Source organism: Rathayibacter sp. AC182, from assembly GCF_979253875.1.
In genome coordinates this window covers 627,254-644,213 of record NZ_CEEDEK010000003.1, presented here as the reverse complement: position 1 = coordinate 644,213, position 16,960 = coordinate 627,254, and the positions used below count along the sequence as shown (strand labels likewise).

Genomic DNA, 16,960 nt, shown 5'->3' with positions numbered 1-16,960 from the left:
GCCCCGCCGATCCTGCCACGGATGCGCGCGAAGAGACGAAACACGGCTTCGGTACTGTCGGACGGTCGCGGAGGCTCCCGCACAGGAAGGCGGGCGGCGCATGCGGTTGGCGGAGCGGGCGGTGCAGCCCGGAGAGTCGATCCCGGAGGGTGTGGGGTACCTGCCTGCGAGCCCCGACTCGGTGCTCTGGGGGCGGCTGCCCTGCGCGAGCGACCGCGCAGTGCTGACGATCGACTCCGGCGCCGAGGTCGTCATCGACACCCTGAGCCACGAGGGGGTCCTGGAGGATCAGGGCCGCGATCCGGTCGCGTTCTTCGGCCGCCACGGCGTCGCTCCCGAGGGCGTGCTGCGCGACGCGATCGAGCTCGCCGCCTCCGGTCCGTTCCGCGACGTCGAGGCCGACGGACCGCACGTCGTCACCGGTCCGATCGCCGTGAGGGGCGCGCGACCGGGCGACCTGCTGCGGATGACCCTGCTCGAGGCCGAGCCGCGCGTGCCCTACGGGGTGATCTCGAACCGGCACGGTCGCGGAGCGCTGCCGGGGAGTACCGCTCGCCGCGGGGCCCTTCAGCGCCTTCGCGCACGTCGAGGACGGTACCGACGGGATCCGGCGCGGCGTGCTCCCGCTGGTCGCGGGCGGTGAGCGCTCGGCCAGGTTCGAGCTGCACCCGTTCCTCGGGATCATGGGCGTCGCGGTCGCGGGCGAGGAGCGCCCGCACTCCGTGCCGCCCGGTCCGCACGGCGGCAACATCGACATCTCGCTGCTGACGGCGGGGACGAGCCTCTACCTGCCGGTGCAGGTGCCCGGAGCGCTCGCCTACGTCGGGGATCCGCACTTCGCGCAGGGCGACGGCGAGGTCGCGCTCACGGCGATGGAGGCGAGCCTGCGCGTGCGGGTGCGCTTCGAGGTGGTGACGCGCGCCGACGCGCTCGCGGCGTTCGGCGAGCTCGTCGGGCCGCTGGGCGAGACGAGCGAGTTCCTGGTGCCGACCGGCATGGACGCCGATCTCGACGTCGCGGTGCAGAACTGCGTGCGCGCGGCCATCGCGCTGCTCCAGGCGCGCTACGGCATGGACGCGAGCCTGGCCTACGCGTACCTGAGCGCAGCGACCGACTTCAACATCTCGCAGGTCGTGGACCTCGTGAAGGGCGTGCACGCCCGCGTGCGGACGGCGGACTTCGATGTCTGACCCGCGCGTGACCTCGCTCGAGGGCGAGCTGCCGGACGGCCTGGTCGACGCGGTGGTGGCGTACGAGGCCGCCCTCGCGGCCGACGACGTGCCGGCGCTGGCGGACGCGTTCGTCCGCGCGCCGACGACGCTCCAGGGCGACGCCTCGGGGCTGCTGGTCGGCCACGACGCGATCACCGGGTTCCGCGGACGGCGCGGTGGGACTCCTCCGCGCGGCCTCGCCGAGCTGCACGTGCGGGCGGTGGACGCCGGCACCGCGCTGGTCGTCACGGTGAACACGCCGTCCCGCGGGGGAGAGGTCTGGTCACGCAGCTCTGGTCGCTCGACGAGGGCGTGTGGCGGGTGCGCGCCGCACAGGTGCAGGCGCCCGCACCGGCGCTGGACGCGCGGGTGTGGCGGGTCGTCGGCGCGCCGCTCGTGCCTCCCACCGGCTCGGGGAGCTGGACGGGCTCGACATCGCGGTGAAGGACCTCTTCGCGATCGAGGGGCAGCAGATCGGCGCCGGGGTGCCCGTGCGCCTCGCCGAGGCCTCGGTCGAGTCGCTGACGGCTCCGGCCGTGGCCGATCTGCTGGAGGCCGGGGCGGCCGTGCGCGGCATCGCGCAGACCGACGAGTTCGCGTACAGCATCGCGGGCCGCAACTCCGGCTACGGGACCCCGCCGAACCCCGCCGTGCCCGGGGCGATCCCGGGCGGCTCCTCGAGCGGGCCGGCGACCGCCGTCTCGCTCGGGCAGGCGGCCATCGGCCTCGCCACCGACACGGCGGGCTCCATCCGCGTCCCTGCGTCCTACCAGGGGCTCTGGGGGCTGCGCACGACGCACGGCGCGGTGCCGGTCGAGGGGCGCTGCCGCTGGCTCCGAGCTTCGACACGGTGGGCTGGCTGACGCGCGACGCCGAGACGCTGCTGCGCACGGCCCGGGTCGGGCTGCGCGGGTCGGAGCAGCGCCCACTCGGCGGAGGCGTCGCGATCGCTCCGGCACTGCTCGAGTCGGCCGACCCGGCCGTGCGCAGTGCGTTCACCGACGCGGTCGAGGCGCTGGTCGCCTCCGGCGTCCTCACCGCTCCCGAGGGCGTCGAGCTGCCGCCCGTCGACGGGATGCTCGAGGCCTTCCGCACCGTGCAGGCGGCGGAGGCGTGGGCCGCCGACGGCGAGTGGGTCGCGGCGCATCCGGGTGCTCTGGCTCCCGACGTGCAGGGCCGGTTCGACGCCGCGTCGCTGCTGGGTCCCGAGATCGTCGCCTCCGCTCGGCTGCGGCTCGCGGGGTTCAGGCGGGCGCTCGACGTCGCCCTCGACGGTCGTGTGCTGCTCCTGCCCTCCGCCTCCTCGCCCGCTCCCGCGCTCGACGCCTCGGCCGAGCGGATCGACGCGGTGCGGACGGCGACGCTGAGCATGACGTGCGTCGCGGGGATCGGCGGATACCCGGCCCTGTCGGTGCCGCTGCTCAGCGTGGACGGCGCTCCTGTCGGGTTCTGCCTGATCGGCGGGCGCGGCACGGATCTCGCGCTGATCGAGCTCGCCGCCGGCTTCGGCCGGTCCTGATCGCCGGGTGCGCCGAAACACGGGTGAAACGTCTGTTCCGTGCTGCTGGGCGCTTGAAACAGGTTTTCCTCCTGCGTCCCCGTCCGTGAAGAGGTGGTTCCCATTCCGACCGCGCCCGCGATCTCGACGTTCCTGCCGATCGACTCCGCCCCCGCGGCTCCTGATGGGTCCCGGCCCGATCAACGCGGACCCCCGCGTGCTGCGCGCCATGTCGGCGCAGCTGGTCGGCCAGTACGACCCCTCCATGACCGCGTACATGACCGAGACGCAGGAGCTCTACCGCCGCGTCTTCGTCACCGAGAACGAGAAGACGCTGCTCGTCGACGGCACCAGCCGCGCGGGCATCGAGGCGGCGCTCGTCTCGATGCTCGAGCCGGGCGACCGCGTGCTCGTGCCCGTCTTCGGCCGCTTCGGCCACCTCCTCCGCGAGATCGCCGAGCGCCGCGGAGCCGAGGTGCACGTGATCGAGGCGGAGTGGGGGCAGGTGTTCCCCGTCTCGGTCATCGCGGAGGCGATCGAGAGGTTCTGGCCCAAGGTGCTGGCCGTGGTGCACGGCGACACCTCGACCACCATGGCGCAGCCGCTCGAGGAGCTCGGCGCGATCTGCGAGAAGCACGGCGTGCTCTTCTACACCGACGTCACGGCGTCGCTGGCGGGCAACGCGTTCCGTGCCGACGAGCTGGGGCTCGACGCGGTCACGGCCGGGCTGCAGAAGTGCCTCGGCGGACCCTCCGGCTCGGCGCCCGCCACGTTCTCGGAGAAGGCCGTCGCGGTCATCGAGTCGCGCAAGAGCATCGAGGCCGGCATCCGCGACGAGGGCGACGCAGTCAGTGCGCACCCCGTCCGCTCGAACTACTTCGACCTCGGCATGGTCTTCGACTACTGGGGTCCGCGCCGGCTCAACCACCACACCGAGGCCACCACGATGCTCTACGGCGCGCGGGAATGCGCCCGGATCATCGTGGAGGAGGGCCTCGAGAACACGATCGCGCGGCACGAGCTGCACGGGGCGGCGATGCTCGCCGGCGTGCAGGGCCTCGGTCTCGAGGTCTTCGGCGACGTCTCGCACAAGATGAGCAACGTCGTCGCGGTCCGCATCCCCGAGGGAGTGAACGGCGACGCGGTCCGCGGCGCGATGCTCGAGGACTTCGGCATCGAGATCGGCACGTCCTTCGGTCCGCTGCACGGCAAGGTCTGGCGCATCGGCACGATGGGCTACAACGCCCGCCCCGACACCGTGCTGACGACGCTCGCGGCACTCGAGGCGGTGCTGCGCCGAGCGGGCGCGCGCGTCGCTCCGGGCGGCGGGGTGGACGGCGCCTACGGCGTGTACGGGAGCGCCGCGTGAGCGCCGTCGACGCCGCCGCGATCATGGAGCGCTGCGACCTGCTCGCGGCCGTCCTCGAGCACGCGCGGCGCGATCGAGCGCGTCTACCTCTCTCCGGAGCACGCCCGCGTGAACGCGATGGCGGCGGCCTGGATGGAGGAGGCGGGCATGCGCTCGTGGCAGGACGCCGCGGGCAACCAGTGCGGCCGCTACGAGGGCGCCACCCCGGGTCAGCCCGCGCTGATGCTCGGCTCGCACCTCGACACGGTGATCGACGCCGGCCGCTACGACGGGATCCTCGGCGTGATGCTGGCGATCGGGGTCGTCTCGCGCCTGAACGCCGCCGGCGTCCGACTGCCGTTCGCGATCGAGGTCGTCGCGTTCGGCGACGAGGAGGGCACCCGCTTCGGCACCGCGCGTCCTCGGATCGCGCGCCGTGGCCGGCACCTGGGACGAGCGCTGGTGGGAGCTCGAGGACGCGCAGGGAACCACGCTCGTCGAGGCGTTCCACGAGTTCGGACTCGATCCCTCCCGCATCTCGACGGCGGCGCGCGCGGCCGACGACCTGCTCGGCTACCTCGAGGCGCACATCGAGCAGGGCCCGTACCTCGAGGAGGCCGATCGGGCGCTCGGAGTCGTCCTCCTCCATCGCCGGCGCCCGCCGCTTCGCCGTCACGCTCACCGGTAAGGCCGGTCACGCGGGCGGCGTGCCCTTCGACCGCCGCCGCGACGCCGCTCGCCGGGGCTGCGGAGGCGGTGCTCGCGGTCGAGCGGATCGCCCGCGACAACGGCTGCATCGCCACGGTCGGCCGCCTCGAGGCGTTCCCCGGAGCGGTCAACGTGATCCCGGGCCGGGTCGAGTTCAGCATCGACCTGCGCGCCGAGTTCGACGACGTCCGCGACCGCGTGTGGGACGGGATCCAGCACGCGATGTCGGAGTCGGCCGGCCGCCGCCGGCTCTCGCTGACCGTCGAGGAGACGCACGGCGCTCCCGCCGTCGTCGCGTCCGCGGCGCTCCAGGACGTGATCCGCGAGGGCATCCGCGCGACCGGCGACGAGGAGCCGATGGTCCTGTTCTCGAAGGCGGGCCACGACGCGATGGCGATCGCCGAGCTCACCGACTACGCGATGCTCTTCCTCCGCTGCGAGGGCGGCGTCAGCCACCACCCCGAGGAGAACGTGACCGAGGCCGACGTGGCCGTGGCGCTCGACGCCTTCGAGGCGGCGGTGCACGCCTTCGCGAGGTCGCGGGCATGACGACGGCCGCTCCCTCCGACGCCGACGCGCCGCCCAGCATCGGGCACCGCATCGACGCGGGCTACGCGTCGCTCTCGCGGCAGGAGCAGCGGGCGGCCGACTTCATCCTGGACCACCTGGGCGACCTCGCGATCTACACGGCCACCGAGCTCGCCGCGCACAGCGGAGTGTCGAAGGCGACGGTGTCGCGCCTCTTCCGCCGGCTCGGCTTCTCGAACTCGCAGGAGGTGCGCGAGCACGCCCGTGCGCTGCGCAGCTCGGGGGTCCCCGTCGGACCAGCCTCCGCCCACGGCGACCCGATCGCCGCGCACCTCGAGAGCGAGCGCGCCAATCTGCAGCGCCTCGCCCTCGACGTTCAGCGACGGACGACTGGACGAGGCGGTCCGGCTCGTCGCGGCCGCCCGCGAGGTCGTGGTCGTGGGGATGCGCAACAGCTACCCGGTGGCGCTCCACCTGCGCCAGCAGCTCGCCCAGGCCCGCGCGCGTGTCAGAGTGGCCCCGCAGCCGGGGCAGTCGCTGGGCGAGGAGATCGTGGGGCTCGGAGCCGAGGACGTCGTCGTGCTCGTGGGCTTCCGGCGCCGGCCCTCGGCCTTCACCGCGCTCCTGGACGGGCTGGCCGACCGCGGGGTGCCGGTCGTGCTTCTCGCCGATCCGCAGGCCCGCCGGCTCGCCGACCGTGCCGCGGTCTGGCTCGAGTGCCCGGTCGACAGCGAGGCGGCCTTCGACAGCTACGCCGCGGCGATGAGCGCGGTCGCGCTGCTCGCCTCGGGGGTACTCGGCGCCCGTCCGCGCGAGGCGCGCGAGCGGATCGCCGGGATCAGCACCGTCTACGCCGAGCTCTCCGAGATCGAGGACCGGGCGTGAGCGCCGTCGAGGCCGCGGATCTGATCCAGGCCCACGCCCGTCACCCGATCGGCCGGATCGACGAGGACGTGACGGAGGAGGTGCTCGGCCGCGCCGAGCTGCTCACGCCGACCTGCGGCGACCGGCTCGTGGTGCGCATCGTGCGAGGTGGACGACTCCGTGTCGCTGCGCTGGACGGGACGCGGCTGCGAGCTGTCGCAGGGCTCGGCGTCGCTGCTCGTCGACGAGCTCGACGGACTCGACGAGGAGGCCCTCCGCGCCCGCGTCGGGGCGTTCCTGACCTCGATGCGGCTGCGGGTCGCGGATCCGGTGCTCGGCGACGAGGAGGCGCTGCTCGCCGTGGCCGCGAACCCCGTGCGCTCGGTCTGCGCGACGCCTCGCCTGGCGGGCGCTCGGCGACGCCCTGGATCAGGCGGGCCGTCGTGATCGCGGCCGTCGGCCAGATCGCCGCACTCGATCTCGACGGCACCGTGGTCGCGCAGGTGGTCCCGGGCTCCCGCGTCTCCGCGCAGTCCGCCGGCCAGCGCCGCCCAGTGCGCGCGGCCGATCAGCACCGGATGACCGGGTCGACCGGAGTGGACCGCTCTCACGAGCGCATCGGGCGAGTCCGGGGCCGCCGCCAGGATCCGCGCGCCGACGGCGGCGGGCTCCTCCGGGAGGTCGACGAGCGTCACGAGGGCGGCATCGCCGGTGGCCGCGGCGAGACCGGCGCGCGCAGCGAGGCGGACATCCCGTCCGCCCAGTCCTCCGCGACGACGGCGTCCGCGCCCTCCGGGACGAGAGCGAGGGCCTCGTGGGCTCCCGCTCCGAGGACGACCAGCACCCGTCCGCAGCCGATCGCCTCGAGGCGCCGGACCGCGAGCGCGAGCCACGGGGTGCCGTCCGGGGCCCGGCGCAGCGCCTTCGGGCCGCCCGCGCGTCGACCCGCGCCGGCGGCGAGGACGATCCCGGTCACCGCAGCAGCCTCCATCCCACCATCGTGCCCCACCCCGCCGCCCGACGAGGAGAGTCCATGACCACCCCGCCCCCCTCCGCGACGCCCTGCTCGCCTGCCTCGCCGTGCCCCGCTGGGCCGACGAGGTGGCGGCCGGAGCGCCGTACGCCTCGACCGGGCTGCTTGCCGAGGCCGCCGACCGCGTCGCGCGCACGCTCACCCCGGAGGAGATCGCGTCGGCCCTGGCCGACCACCCGAGGATCGGCGAGCGGCACGCCGCCTCCGGACGCGCCTCCGCGTTCTCGGCCGCCGAGCAGGCCGCGAGCCTCTCGAGCGACGAGGCCCTGGCCGAGCGCCTGATCGCGGGCAACCGCGCCTACGAGGAGCGGTTCGACCGGGTGTTCCTCATCCGCGCGGCCGGTCGCTCGCGCGAGGAGATCGTCGGGGAGCTCGAGCGCCGCCTCTCCCTCGACGACGACGCCGAGAGCGCGATCGTCGCCGACCAGCTCCGCGAGATCACCGTCCTGCGCGCTTCGCGCCCTCGGGCCCGCGACCGGCGCCGTCACCGAGGAGGCCACCCGATGAGCGCGCACACCAGCCACGTCACGACCCACGTCCTCGATGCCGTGCACGGGGCGTCCCGCCCAGGGGGTGCCGGTCGTGCTCGAGGCGCGCGCCGGCTCGGGCTGGGAGAGGCTCGCCGAGGCGAGCACCGACTCCGACGGGCGTGTCGCCGCTCTCGGGCCCCGGTCGCTGCCCGCGGGCGTCTACCGGGTCGTCTTCGACACCGCCGCCTACTTCGGCGACGTCGAGTCGTTCTACCCGGAGGTGGTGATCGCGTTCCGGCTCGCCGACGAGGGCGCGCACTACCACGTGCCGCTGCTGCTGAGCCCGTTCGCCTACTCGACGTACCGGGGGAGCTGACGGTGCAGCTCCAGGACGTCCTCGACGCGCCGCAGCTGCGGATCCGCGCCGTCTTCACCACTCCCGAGGCGCTCGCGCGCCCGGTCAACTGGACCTTCACGACCGACCTGCTCGACCCTCGCCGCTACCTCGCTCGCGACCAGCTCGTGCTGACCGGCATGATGCGCGCCGCACCCCCGAGGACAGCGAGACCTTCGTGTCCGCGGTGGCCGCCTCCGGTGCCGTCGCCCTGCTCGCGGGCGAGGGCCTCCACCGGCTTCGTGCCCGACGACGTCGTCGAGGCGTGCCGCGCGCACGGAGTGGCGCTGTTCGCGGTGCCGGCCGACGTGTCGTTCGCCTCGATCACGGCGCACCTCTCGAACGCCCTCGCGGGCGACCGGGTGGCGAGGCTCACCGCGGGGCTCGCCCGCCAGCGGCAGCTGCTGACGGAGGTGTACCGCGGACAGCTCCTCGACGAGCTGATCGCGCGGACGTCCGGCGAGCTCGGGCGTCCTGTGCGCGTGCTGACCGCCACCGGGCGCTCCGCCGCGTCCGCGGAGCCGCTCGGCCTCACCGAGATCGAGCGGGTGGTGCACGCCGGGCTCACCGCGCGGCAGAACCCGGTGACCGTCGCGGACGCCCACGGCGGCACGCTCTCGGTCTTCGCGGTCGGCGGAGCAGACGAGCACCGCGCGACCCAGTGGTTCGTGGTCGTGGCCGGCGACTGGAACGAGTGGCACCCGTCGCTGCTGGACGCGGTCACCGAGCTGACCGGAGTGGTGGGCCTCTACCGCCTGCAACGCGACGCGGAGACGCTGGCCGACACGGCCCTCGCCGACCGGCTGCTCGAGCTCGTCGAGGAGGACAGCGAGCAGCCCGAGGCGGCGGTGTACCTCCGCCAGCTCGGACTGGGAGGCGCCGGGCGCTGCGCCGTGATCGCCGCCGGGTTCGACGGCGACGACTCCTCCGAGCTCGCCCGCCGGATCCTCACCGACGCGGCCTCGCACCTCGGCCGCGCCGTGGTCGGCCGAGACGCGGACGGCCGCGTCGTGGCGGTGCTCCCGGTCGACGCGACCGACGCGATCCCCACAGGCAGCGGATCCGCTCTCGGTCGTCACCGCGGCGCTGCGCCGGGTCGGGTCGGGGCTCGGCGACCAGGTGCTGCGCGTGGGGACGAGCGCCGCGACTCCGCTCGCCGCCCTCGGCGGTGCCCTGCGCTCCGCCCGGTACGGATGCTGCTGCCGGGAGTGCCCGGCGACGGATCGAGGGTGCGGATCAACGACGCCGGCGAGGTGACCTCGGCGGTGCAGTCTGCTGACCGCGGTGCCGGACCACCTCCGGAGCGTCTTCGTCGAGCTCGTGCTCGGCCGGCTGATCGAGCACGACGCCCGCTACAACTCGCAGCTCGTCGCGACGCTCGCGGCGTTCCTCGACTGCGGCGGCTCGTGGGTGCGCGCCGCGAGCAGACGCATCTGCATCTGAACACCGTGCGGTACCGCATCGCGCGCGTCGAGGAGCTGACGCAGCGCGACCTCTCGAACACGTCGGACCGCGCGGACCTGTTCCTGGCCCTGCAGCTGCGCTGACCGGGCGCGGGCCTCGTCCGGAGCGTCCCGGTGCCGTCTGCAGGGGAGTCGCCGGCCCTCTCGGCGTGTCCGCGTGCGGTCTGCAGGGGATTCGCCGGGCGGGCGCACCGGTGGGGCGGAGGAAGGCGCGTTCCTGCGCGGATCCCCTGCGAATCGTACGGGTGTCTGCAGAGCGCACCGGGTCTCGCTCCGCAGGGCCTCTGCACCGTCTGCAGGGGATCCCGGCACCCGCGCGTCGATCTGACGGAGGACGGCGCGTTCCCGCGCGGATCCCCTGCAGATAGTGCGAGCCCCTGCAGATCGGCGCGCTCCCCTGCAGATCGTGCGCGCTCCTGCAGATCGCACCCGGGCCTACTCTGAGCGAGCACCTCGCGGCCCCGCACGTGCACGGCCGCGATCGCCGGCTCGCGCAGCCCCATCAGCAGCGCGAAGAGCAGCTGGGCGGTGGCGGTCGCGTCGTCGTCGGCCCGGATCCCGCGCTCGAGCACGTCGGCCAGAGGCTCCCAGCGCGAGGGCTCGATGCGGAGGAAGTCGGCGTCCTTGCCGCGATCGAAGTTGCCGAACCGCTCCTCCATGTCGAGCGCGCGGGCTCCCGCGAGGGTCGCCGAGAACAGCATCTCCGCAGGGTGCAGCGCGACCGACGCCTCGCCGGGCTCCGACAGGTGCACCTTGAAGGCGTCGTTCGCGACGCGCGACAGCAGCCATTCGTCGCCGGCGCCGACGTCGCTCCCGAGGGCCACCGTCACTCCGCTCGCCACCGTGCGCCGCCACGGCATCGCCCGAGCCGAGGAGTCTGCTGCGACGTGGGGCAGTGCGCGATCGACGTGCCGGTCTCGGCGAGGCGGTGCAGCTCCGCGTCTTGGCAGTGCACGGCGTGCGCGAGGATCGTGCGCCTGCCCAGCAGCGACGAGCCGCCGCGCGCGGAGCCGGGGAGGAAGAGCCCGTCGTACGTGTCGAGGTAGCTGCGCGTGCCGTACGAGCCGAGCACCGCGGCGATCTCGCCGTCGCCGGGGCGGTCGTTCTCGTTCAGGTGGCTGTGCACGTAGACGCCGCGGCCGCGCACGTCGTCGTAGAGGTCGCCGAGGGCCCCCAGGGTCGTCGGAGTGACCGAGAGCGAGAAGCGCGGAACGATCGCGACCTGCAGCAGAGCGGTGGCGGAGTCGCCGGTGTCGACCGCGTGCCAGCGCTCGATCTCGGCGGCGACGAGGTCGACCGCCTCGGTCTCGCCCGTGAGCAGGGGTGCGGCGGAGGCGGGCCCGACGGTCTGCACACCGCGCCCGGAGACCAGGCGCAGGCCCGTCGCGCGGGTCCGCTCGAACAGGCGCGTCCTGCGCGTGCGGGAACGCCGATCCGAAGACCATCGCCGCAGTCGTGCCCGCAGCGATGCGGCGGCGGGTGAAGTCGCGGGCGATCCGCGTCGCGAACTCCTCGTCGGCGAGACGCGCCTCCGCCGGGAAGATCGCGCCGTCGAGCCACTCGAGCAGCTGGCCGCCGCCGAAGCCGTCGATCGAGTAGGTCTGCGGGAAGTGGACGTGCGCGTCGACGAAGCCGGGCACGAGGATCGCGGAGGAGTCGCCCACGACGTCCGCGCCGCGGTGGGCGTCCGGCAGCTCGGCGAAGCGGCCGGTCCAGACGATGACGCCCGAGTCGTCGACGACCAGCGCGCCGTCCGGCACCGAGACGAGGGCCTCGCGGGCCTGCTCGAGCGTCGGACGGCCCGCGATGTGCAGGAGGTGCCCGCGGTGGACGGTGGTCACACCAGTCCCGTGTAGGCGTACCAGGCGGGGCCGGCGTCCGGTGCGTCGTCGCGGACGACGCTCGCCTGGATCAGCCCGTAGGGCCGGTCGGCGGCGTGGAACACCTCGCCGTCGTTCGCGACGCCGAACGGCGACAGGTCGTAGAGGAAGTGGTGCTTGTTGGGGGCGGAGAGACGCACCTCGACGATCTGCGGGAACTCCTCCAGCACCGCCTTGCCCATCTCGAAGAGCGTCTGCTGAAGGGCGAGGGAGTGCACGGTCGCGAAGCGGCTGATCATCAGAGCCTTCACCCCGGCGTAGAGGACCTCCCAGTCGAGCGAGCCGAGCTCCTCGGGAGTGAGCGCGAACCGCCACTTCGCGACCAGCGAGGTCGCCATGACGCGGTCGTCGGTCGGCTGCAGGACGGTGTACGGGTCGGTGAGGAAGCCGTGGAACTCGGAGCCCGTCGACTTCAGGATGGTCAGGTCCTTGAAGCCGCCGGTGACCCAGATCTGCTGCGCCTCGCCGGTGCCCTCGACGGAGACGGATGCGGTGCGCACCTCCTGACCCTTGCGGACCCAGGTGTGATCGTGCTCCTGGCCGTCGACGAGGACGCGCTCCCACGCGAACTCCTCGATCTCGACCCGCGCGCCGTGCACCGGCGCGTAGCCGTCGACGAAGTGGCGGGCGAGCTCGAGGCCGTACGCCTCGATCGAGCGCAGCCCCTTCTCCTTCGCGAAGGAGTAGGCGGTCTGCTTCTGCGTGTCGGTCGGCAGCACCGCGGACTGGTCGCCCTCGAGGTGCGCGGCCTCGAAGTCGCCGCGCAGCGCGGTCGAGACGGTGACGTCGTGGATCTCGTGGCGCGGGGTGTCGCGGTAGATCCGGACGACGCGGTTCTCGGCCTTCCCGTACTGGTGGTCTCCGAGGATGATCGACATGTCCGCTCCTGTTCGCGTTCGGGATGGGCGGCAGGCGGGTGCCCGTCTGCCAGGATGCTGCCCGCGTCGCCGCGCCGCTTCGTCCGAGCGCTCAGCATCGGGCGCTCGTCGGGCTCCAGTCTTGTGCGATCCGTCCGGATCCGGTGCCGGACCCGCTCCTGTTCACACGCCCGAAACGCGGCCGGAACACGACGCTCAGAGGCGCTCGAGCAGACGCCCGACGGGAGCGGCGGTGCTCGCGTCGACCCGGCGCCTGCCGACCCAGGTGCCCGTCACCGCGCCGCGGATCGCGCGGCCGTCGTAGGCGGACACCTTGTTCTTGTGCGCGAGGGCCTCGACGTCGACGTGCGACTGCGCCTCCGGATCGAACGCGACGAGGTCGGCGTCGGCGCCCGCCCGCAGCAGGCCCTTCTGCCCGAGCCCGGCGAAGGCGGCGGTCCCGGTCGACATCCAGGCGACGACCTGCTCGAGCGGGATCCCGCGCTCGCGGGCCCGGTCCACACGGCGCGGAAGCTGAGCCTCGAGCCCCGAGATGCCGCCCCAGGCGAGGCCGAAGTCGCCGTCGTGCGCGAACTTCAGCTCCTTGGTGGCGGGGAGTGGTCCGACGCGATGATGTCGATCGTGCCGTCGAGAAGGCCCTTCCAGAGCAGTTCGCGGTTGTGCTCGTCGCGGATCGGAGGGCAGCACTTGTACTGCGTGCCGCCGTCGGGGATCGTCTCGGCGTCGAACGTGAGGTAGTGCGGGCAGGTCTCGGCGGTGATGCGCAGCCCCTCCGCCTTCGCCTCGCGCAGCAGCGGCAGGGCCTTCGCGGAGGAGAGGTGCAGGATGTGCGCACGCCCGCCGGTCTCGCGGACCGCCTCGATCACGTGCAGGATCGCGCTGCTCTCGGAGGCGTCGGGGCGTGAGGCCACGAACGCGTCGTAGGAGGTGCCGCCCGCGTTCGTGTGCGCGTCGAGCTCGTCCGGGTCCTCGGCGTGCACGATCAGCAGGCCGTCGAAGGCGGCGATCTCGTGCATCGCCTCGAAGAGCTGATCGGTCGAGAGGTGCGGGAACTCGTCCACCCCGCTGGGCGAGAGGAAGCACTTGAAGCCGAACACCCCGGCGTCGTGCAGCTCGCGGAGCGTGCCGAGATTGCCGGGGACCGCCTGCCCCAGAAGCCCACGTCGACCAGGGCCTGCGGGCCCGCGGCGGCGCGCTTGGCCTCCAGCCCGGCGACCGTGGTCGTGGGCGGGATCGAGTTGAGCGGCATGTCCAGGAGCGTCGTGACGCCTCCGGCAGCGGCGGCGCGAGTGGCGGACGCGAAGCCCTCCCACTCCGTGCGGCCGGGCTCGTTCACGTGCACGTGCGTGTCGACGACGCCCGGGATCAGCACCTGGCCGTCGGGCAGGTCGACCACCTCGCGCGCCTCCCACGGTGCGTCGATCGCGCTGACCGCGACGATCAGGCCCTCGGCCACGGCCACGCTGGCGGGTTGGAACCCGTGCTCCGTGAGGACGGCGGTGGAGCGGATCACGAGGTCGAGGAGGGGGAGTCCGAAGGCATGGATCGACCCTATACTCGGCATGTTTCGTGCGGACGAGCCCTCCCGGCCGACCCCGCGCCCCGGCAGCGCCGCCTCCCACCCGTTGCCCGAGGAGGCCGCCATGCTCGAGCTCGCCGTCCCGATCCTGCAGCGCGTCGAGGCGGGCGAGCGGGTCGCGGTCGTGACCGTCACGCACGTCTTCGGCTCGGCGCCCCGGGCTCTCGGCTCGTCGATGGCGGTCGACGCGGGCGGAGCGGCGATCGGCTCGATCTCGGGCGGCTGCGTCGAGGCGCAGGCCTACGCTCTCGCGCAGGACGTGCTCGGCACGGGCGCCGCGGCGGCCGACCACTTCGGCTTCGACGACGAGGCGGCCTTCTCGGCCGGCCTCTCCTGCGGCGGGACAGCTGCGCGTCTTCGGCCACGCGGTCGACGCAGGATCGGGAGCCGTCCTGGCGGAGCTGCGCGCGGTGCGCGCCGGACGTCCCGCCGGGCTCGCGATGATCGTCGGCGGTCCCAAGGAGCTGGTCGGCCTGGTGCTGACCGGCGCGACGCGCGCCCAGGACGTCGTCGGCCCCTCCCTCGACGACGACACCCTGCGGCGGATCCTCGCCGAGCGCGAGTCGAGGCTGCGCTCGGGACGCTCGGCGACGATCGAGATCGACTGCCAGGGCGTGGAGCTCGAGGTCGCGTCTCGTCGTGAGCGCCGAGAAGCCGCGCCTGATCGTCTTCGGCGCGGTCGACTTCTCGGCCGCCCTCTGCGCCGCCGGAGCCCTGCTGGGCTACCGCGTGACCGTGTGCGATGCCCGTCCCGTGTTCGCCACGGCCGAGCGCTTCCCGGGGGCCGACGAGGTCGTCGTCGAGTGGCCGTCGGACTACCTCGCCCGGACGGCGGTCGACGAGCGGACGGTACTCGCCGTGCTCACGCACGACGAGAAGTTCGACGTCCCGCTGCTCGAGCTCGCGCTCACCCTCCCGGTCGCCTACGTCGGGGCGATGGCTCGCGGCGCACGCACGAGCGGCGGCTGACGCTGCTCCGCGAGGCAGGGACGACCCCGGAGGCGCTCGCGCGGCTGCACTCGCCGATCGGACTCGATATCGGGGCGTCCACGCCCGAGGAGACCGCGGTGTCGATCCTCGCGGAGGTGCTCGCCGTGCGGGCGGGCGCCTCGGGAGCGCCGCTGCGCGGCGGTGCGGGACCCATCCACACGGCGGCGCCCTGACCGGTCGGCCCGCCGCGGGTAACGACCGCGAAACACGGACCCGCCATGCTCGGGGGATGCAGCGCCACATCATCACCGGAGCCCACGTCGCGACCGTCGACGCGCTCGGCACCGAGCATCCCAGCGGTCACGTCGTCGTCGACGGCTCGCGCATCGTCGCCGTCGGAGCGGGGGAGGCGCCCGCGTGGGCGATCGAGGGCCGCGCCCCGACCGGGCTCCCCGCCGCGGAGACCGTCTCGATCACGCGCGTCGACGGCCGCGGCCACCTGCTGACTCCGGGCCTGATCAACACCCACCACCACCTCTACCAGTGGCTGACCCGCGGCTGGGCGCAGGACTCGATCCTCTTCGACTGGCTCGTCGCGCTGTACCCCGCGTGGTCGCGGATCGACGCCGACCTCACGCGCTCCGCCTCGCTCGGCGCGATGGGCGTGCTCGCCCGCTCCGGCTGCACGACCGTCGGCGACCACCACTACGTCTTCCCGCGGGGCTCCGGCGACATCGTCGGCGGCATCGTCGATGCGGCCTCCACCCTCGGGGTGCGGCTGCACGCGACCCGCGGCTCGATGGATCTCGGCGAGTCCCAGGGCGGGCTGCCGCCGGACTTCGCCGTGGAGACGACCGCGGCGGCCCTCGAGGCGAGCGGGGCGGCCGTCGAGCGCTACCACGACGCCTCCTTCGAGTCGATGGTGCGCGTCGCCATCGCCCCCTGCTCACCCTTCTCGGTGACCCCGGATCTGCTCCGCGAGTCCGCGGTCCTGGCGCGGCAGCTGGGCGTGCGGCTGCACACCCACGGCTCCGAGACGGTCGAGGAGGACGCGTACACGCGTGAGGCCTTCGGCATGTCTCCCACCGACTACCTCGAGTCGCTCGGCTGGCTCGGCGACGACGCGGGATGGCGCACTGCGTGCACCTCGACGACGACGCGATCGCGAAGTTCGCGGCGACCGGCACCGGCGTCGCGCACTGCCCGTCCTCGAACGGCCGGCTCGCAGCGGGATCGCGCCGGTGCCGCAGCTGCTGGCAGCGGAAGTGCCGGTGGGGCTCGGCGTCGACGGTGCCGCGTCCAACGAGTCGGGTCAGCTCGGCATCGAGATCCGCGAAGCCGTGCTGATGAACCGTCTGCGCGCCGGGGCGGATCGGATGAGCGCCCGCCAGGCGCTCTCCGTCGCGACGATCGGAGGCGCGCGCGTGCTCGGCCGGCAGGACGAGATCGGCTCGATCGAGGTCGGCAAGCTCGCCGACCTGGCGCTGTGGCGGGTCGACGGGATCGAGCACGCGGGCATCGCGGACCCGGTCGCCGCCCTCGCGCTCGGCTCGCAGCCGCCGCTGACGCTGCTGCTGGTGAACGGCCGCCCGACGGTCTCGGCGGGGCGCCTCGTGAATGCGGACGAGGACGCGATCGCCCGCGAGGTCGCCCGCGCGAGCGCGGAGCTCGCCTCGCGCGTCTGACCGCGGTGACCGCTGCAGTACGCGGGTCTCGATACACCGCCTCCGGCGGCTACTCGACCAGCAGTATGCGAGCCCGCGGGTATGCGAGCGGCGGCCTTCTCTGCTGATCGAGTAGCCAGCAAAGCAGGCGTATCGAGATCCACGTCCTCCGAGGTGGGCGGGTCTCGATACGCCCCTTCGGGGCTACTCGACCAGCGGTATGCGCCGTCGGGTCCTCTCGCGGGACCGCTGCCGGTCTGACCCGTCGTCCTGTCCGCAACCGAGGTCAGGAGGGCTCACGGGATCCGTTCGAGCCGTCCGAGCAGCTCCTGACCTCGGTTGCGGACCGCTCGGCCTGCAGAACTGAGGCTGAGTGCGGTGATCGGAGCGAGAATCGCGCGATCGCGTCACGGAGCCTCACTTCCGAGGCCCGTCCGGGCACCTCCGACGCCCCCGGTATCTCCTGCCTGGAGATCCCGCGCTCGACGACGGTCAGGAGTGGGGCACCGCCA

At 73.8% G+C, this 16,960-nt stretch carries 15 protein-coding genes and 7 pseudogenes; 15 read left to right on the top strand and 7 right to left on the bottom strand.

All coding sequences use genetic code 11. The features are described from left to right. The first annotated feature begins 121 nt into the window (after positions 1-121). The 9 genes and pseudogenes from AC0CII_RS06545 to AC0CII_RS06505 all read left to right on the top strand — a co-directional run bounded on the left by AC0CII_RS06545 (position 122) and on the right by AC0CII_RS06505 (position 6,178). Positions 122-643 carry a hypothetical protein gene (locus AC0CII_RS06545; protein WP_465228918.1) on the top strand — a complete coding sequence of 174 codons (522 nt, stop codon included), beginning with the start codon at positions 122-124 and terminating at the stop codon, positions 641-643. Next, the gene (locus AC0CII_RS06540; protein ID WP_465228917.1) at positions 618-1,190 is read left to right on the top strand and encodes an acetamidase/formamidase family protein; all 573 of its coding nucleotides are present in this window, start codon (positions 618-620) and stop codon (positions 1,188-1,190) included. Before AC0CII_RS06545 ends, AC0CII_RS06540 begins: the two co-directional genes overlap by 26 nt. Continuing rightward, positions 1,183-1,446: pseudogene (locus AC0CII_RS06535) on the top strand (AtzH-like domain-containing protein); the annotation flags it as partial. The gene AC0CII_RS06540 and the pseudogene AC0CII_RS06535, both read left to right, overlap by 8 nt. A 79-nt stretch (positions 1,447-1,525) precedes the next feature. After that, entirely contained in the window at positions 1,526-2,074 is a 549-nt protein-coding gene (locus tag AC0CII_RS06530; RefSeq protein WP_465229082.1) for an amidase family protein, read from the top strand. Then, the gene (locus AC0CII_RS06525; RefSeq protein WP_465229107.1) at positions 2,062-2,730 is read left to right on the top strand and encodes an amidase family protein; all 669 of its coding nucleotides are present in this window, start codon (positions 2,062-2,064) and stop codon (positions 2,728-2,730) included. Before AC0CII_RS06530 ends, AC0CII_RS06525 begins: the two co-directional genes overlap by 13 nt. 163 nt (positions 2,731-2,893) lie before the next feature. Beyond that, positions 2,894-4,078: a pyridoxal-phosphate-dependent aminotransferase family protein gene (locus AC0CII_RS06520; RefSeq protein WP_465228916.1), complete on the top strand. Its 1,185-nt coding sequence runs from the start codon at positions 2,894-2,896 to the stop codon at positions 4,076-4,078. Positions 4,079-4,195: 117 nt separating this feature from the next. After that, positions 4,196-5,314: a M20/M25/M40 family metallo-hydrolase gene (locus tag AC0CII_RS06515; protein ID WP_465229081.1), complete on the top strand. Its 1,119-nt coding sequence runs from the start codon at positions 4,196-4,198 to the stop codon at positions 5,312-5,314. Then, positions 5,311-5,484: pseudogene (locus AC0CII_RS06510) on the top strand (hypothetical protein); the annotation flags it as partial. The gene AC0CII_RS06515 and the pseudogene AC0CII_RS06510, both read left to right, overlap by 4 nt. Before the next feature lie 253 nt (positions 5,485-5,737). Next, positions 5,738-6,178, top strand: coding sequence for a MurR/RpiR family transcriptional regulator (locus AC0CII_RS06505; RefSeq protein WP_465229080.1), 441 nt, complete (start codon positions 5,738-5,740; stop codon positions 6,176-6,178). Here the strand turns inward: AC0CII_RS06505 and AC0CII_RS06500 are convergent. Both AC0CII_RS06500 and AC0CII_RS06495 read right to left on the bottom strand, forming a co-directional pair. After that, the gene (locus tag AC0CII_RS06500) at positions 6,142-6,852 is read right to left on the bottom strand and encodes an NTP transferase domain-containing protein (protein ID WP_465228915.1); all 711 of its coding nucleotides are present in this window, start codon (positions 6,850-6,852) and stop codon (positions 6,142-6,144) included. The two genes, AC0CII_RS06505 and AC0CII_RS06500, sit on opposite strands and share 37 nt — an antisense overlap. Then, a complete protein-coding gene (locus AC0CII_RS06495; protein ID WP_465229079.1) occupies positions 6,849-7,133 on the bottom strand; it encodes an NTP transferase domain-containing protein in 285 nt (94 codons plus the stop codon). The genes AC0CII_RS06500 and AC0CII_RS06495 overlap by 4 nt, the downstream gene beginning before the upstream one ends. A gap of 86 nt (positions 7,134-7,219) precedes the next feature. Between AC0CII_RS06495 and AC0CII_RS06490 the strand changes: the two genes are divergently transcribed. After that, a complete protein-coding gene (locus tag AC0CII_RS06490) occupies positions 7,220-9,601 on the top strand; it encodes a 2-oxo-4-hydroxy-4-carboxy-5-ureidoimidazoline decarboxylase (RefSeq protein WP_465229078.1) in 2,382 nt (793 codons plus the stop codon). Between the two features lie 572 nt (positions 9,602-10,173). Here the strand turns inward: AC0CII_RS06490 and AC0CII_RS06485 are convergent. The 3 genes and pseudogenes from AC0CII_RS06485 to AC0CII_RS06475 form a co-directional block, all read right to left on the bottom strand. After that, a pseudogene (locus tag AC0CII_RS06485) lies at positions 10,174-10,317 on the bottom strand (hypothetical protein); the annotation flags it as partial. 26 nt (positions 10,318-10,343) lie between these two features. Continuing rightward, positions 10,344-10,871 (bottom strand): amidohydrolase family protein, encoded by a 528-nt coding sequence (locus AC0CII_RS06480; protein WP_465228914.1) that lies wholly within the window; start codon positions 10,869-10,871, stop codon positions 10,344-10,346. Positions 10,872-11,004: 133 nt separating this feature from the next. Continuing rightward, positions 11,005-11,157 (bottom strand): annotated as a pseudogene (locus AC0CII_RS06475) (amidohydrolase family protein); the annotation flags it as partial. Between AC0CII_RS06475 and AC0CII_RS06470 the strand changes: the two are divergent. Continuing rightward, entirely contained in the window at positions 11,134-11,373 is a 240-nt protein-coding gene (locus tag AC0CII_RS06470) for a hypothetical protein (RefSeq protein ID WP_465228913.1), read from the top strand. The pseudogene AC0CII_RS06475 and the gene AC0CII_RS06470 sit on opposite strands and share 24 nt — an antisense overlap. Here the strand turns inward: AC0CII_RS06470 and pucL are convergent. Together pucL and allB are read right to left on the bottom strand one after the other, a co-directional pair. After that, positions 11,355-12,275, bottom strand: a complete 921-nt coding sequence (gene pucL / locus AC0CII_RS06465) for a factor-independent urate hydroxylase (RefSeq protein WP_465225702.1) — start codon at positions 12,273-12,275, stop codon at positions 11,355-11,357. The genes AC0CII_RS06470 and pucL overlap by 19 nt on opposite strands. A 195-nt stretch (positions 12,276-12,470) precedes the next feature. Continuing rightward, positions 12,471-13,839: pseudogene (gene allB, locus AC0CII_RS06460) on the bottom strand (allantoinase AllB). Positions 13,840-13,918: 79 nt separating this feature from the next. Here allB and AC0CII_RS06455 point away from each other — a divergent pair. The 4 genes and pseudogenes from AC0CII_RS06455 (at position 13,919) to AC0CII_RS06440 (ending at position 16,469) form a co-directional block, all read left to right on the top strand. Next, positions 13,919-14,497, top strand: coding sequence for an XdhC family protein (locus tag AC0CII_RS06455; RefSeq protein ID WP_465228912.1), 579 nt, complete (start codon positions 13,919-13,921; stop codon positions 14,495-14,497). After that, positions 14,494-14,882: pseudogene (locus AC0CII_RS06450) on the top strand (XdhC family protein); the annotation flags it as partial. The gene AC0CII_RS06455 and the pseudogene AC0CII_RS06450, both read left to right, overlap by 4 nt. Before the next feature lie 191 nt (positions 14,883-15,073). Then, positions 15,074-15,892, top strand: a pseudogene (locus AC0CII_RS06445) (amidohydrolase family protein); the annotation flags it as partial. Then, a complete protein-coding gene (locus AC0CII_RS06440) occupies positions 15,846-16,469 on the top strand; it encodes an amidohydrolase family protein (protein WP_465229077.1) in 624 nt (207 codons plus the stop codon). The pseudogene AC0CII_RS06445 and the gene AC0CII_RS06440, both read left to right, overlap by 47 nt. Positions 16,470-16,960: the final 491 nt, after the last annotated feature.

What these genes read in the sequence shown, in the direction of transcription:
- AC0CII_RS06515 (WP_465229081.1), top strand. Translation starts at nt 4,196, where the DNA reads ATGGCGGCGGCCTGGATGGAGGAGGCGGGCATGCGCTCGTGGCAGGAC.
- pucL (WP_465225702.1), bottom strand. Translation starts at nt 12,275, where the DNA reads ATGTCGATCATCCTCGGAGACCACCAGTACGGGAAGGCCGAGAACCGC.
- AC0CII_RS06455 (WP_465228912.1), top strand. Translation starts at nt 13,919, where the DNA reads ATGCTCGAGCTCGCCGTCCCGATCCTGCAGCGCGTCGAGGCGGGCGAG.
- AC0CII_RS06520 (WP_465228916.1), top strand. Translation starts at nt 2,894, where the DNA reads ATGGGTCCCGGCCCGATCAACGCGGACCCCCGCGTGCTGCGCGCCATG.
- AC0CII_RS06505 (WP_465229080.1), top strand. Translation starts at nt 5,738, where the DNA reads ATGCGCAACAGCTACCCGGTGGCGCTCCACCTGCGCCAGCAGCTCGCC.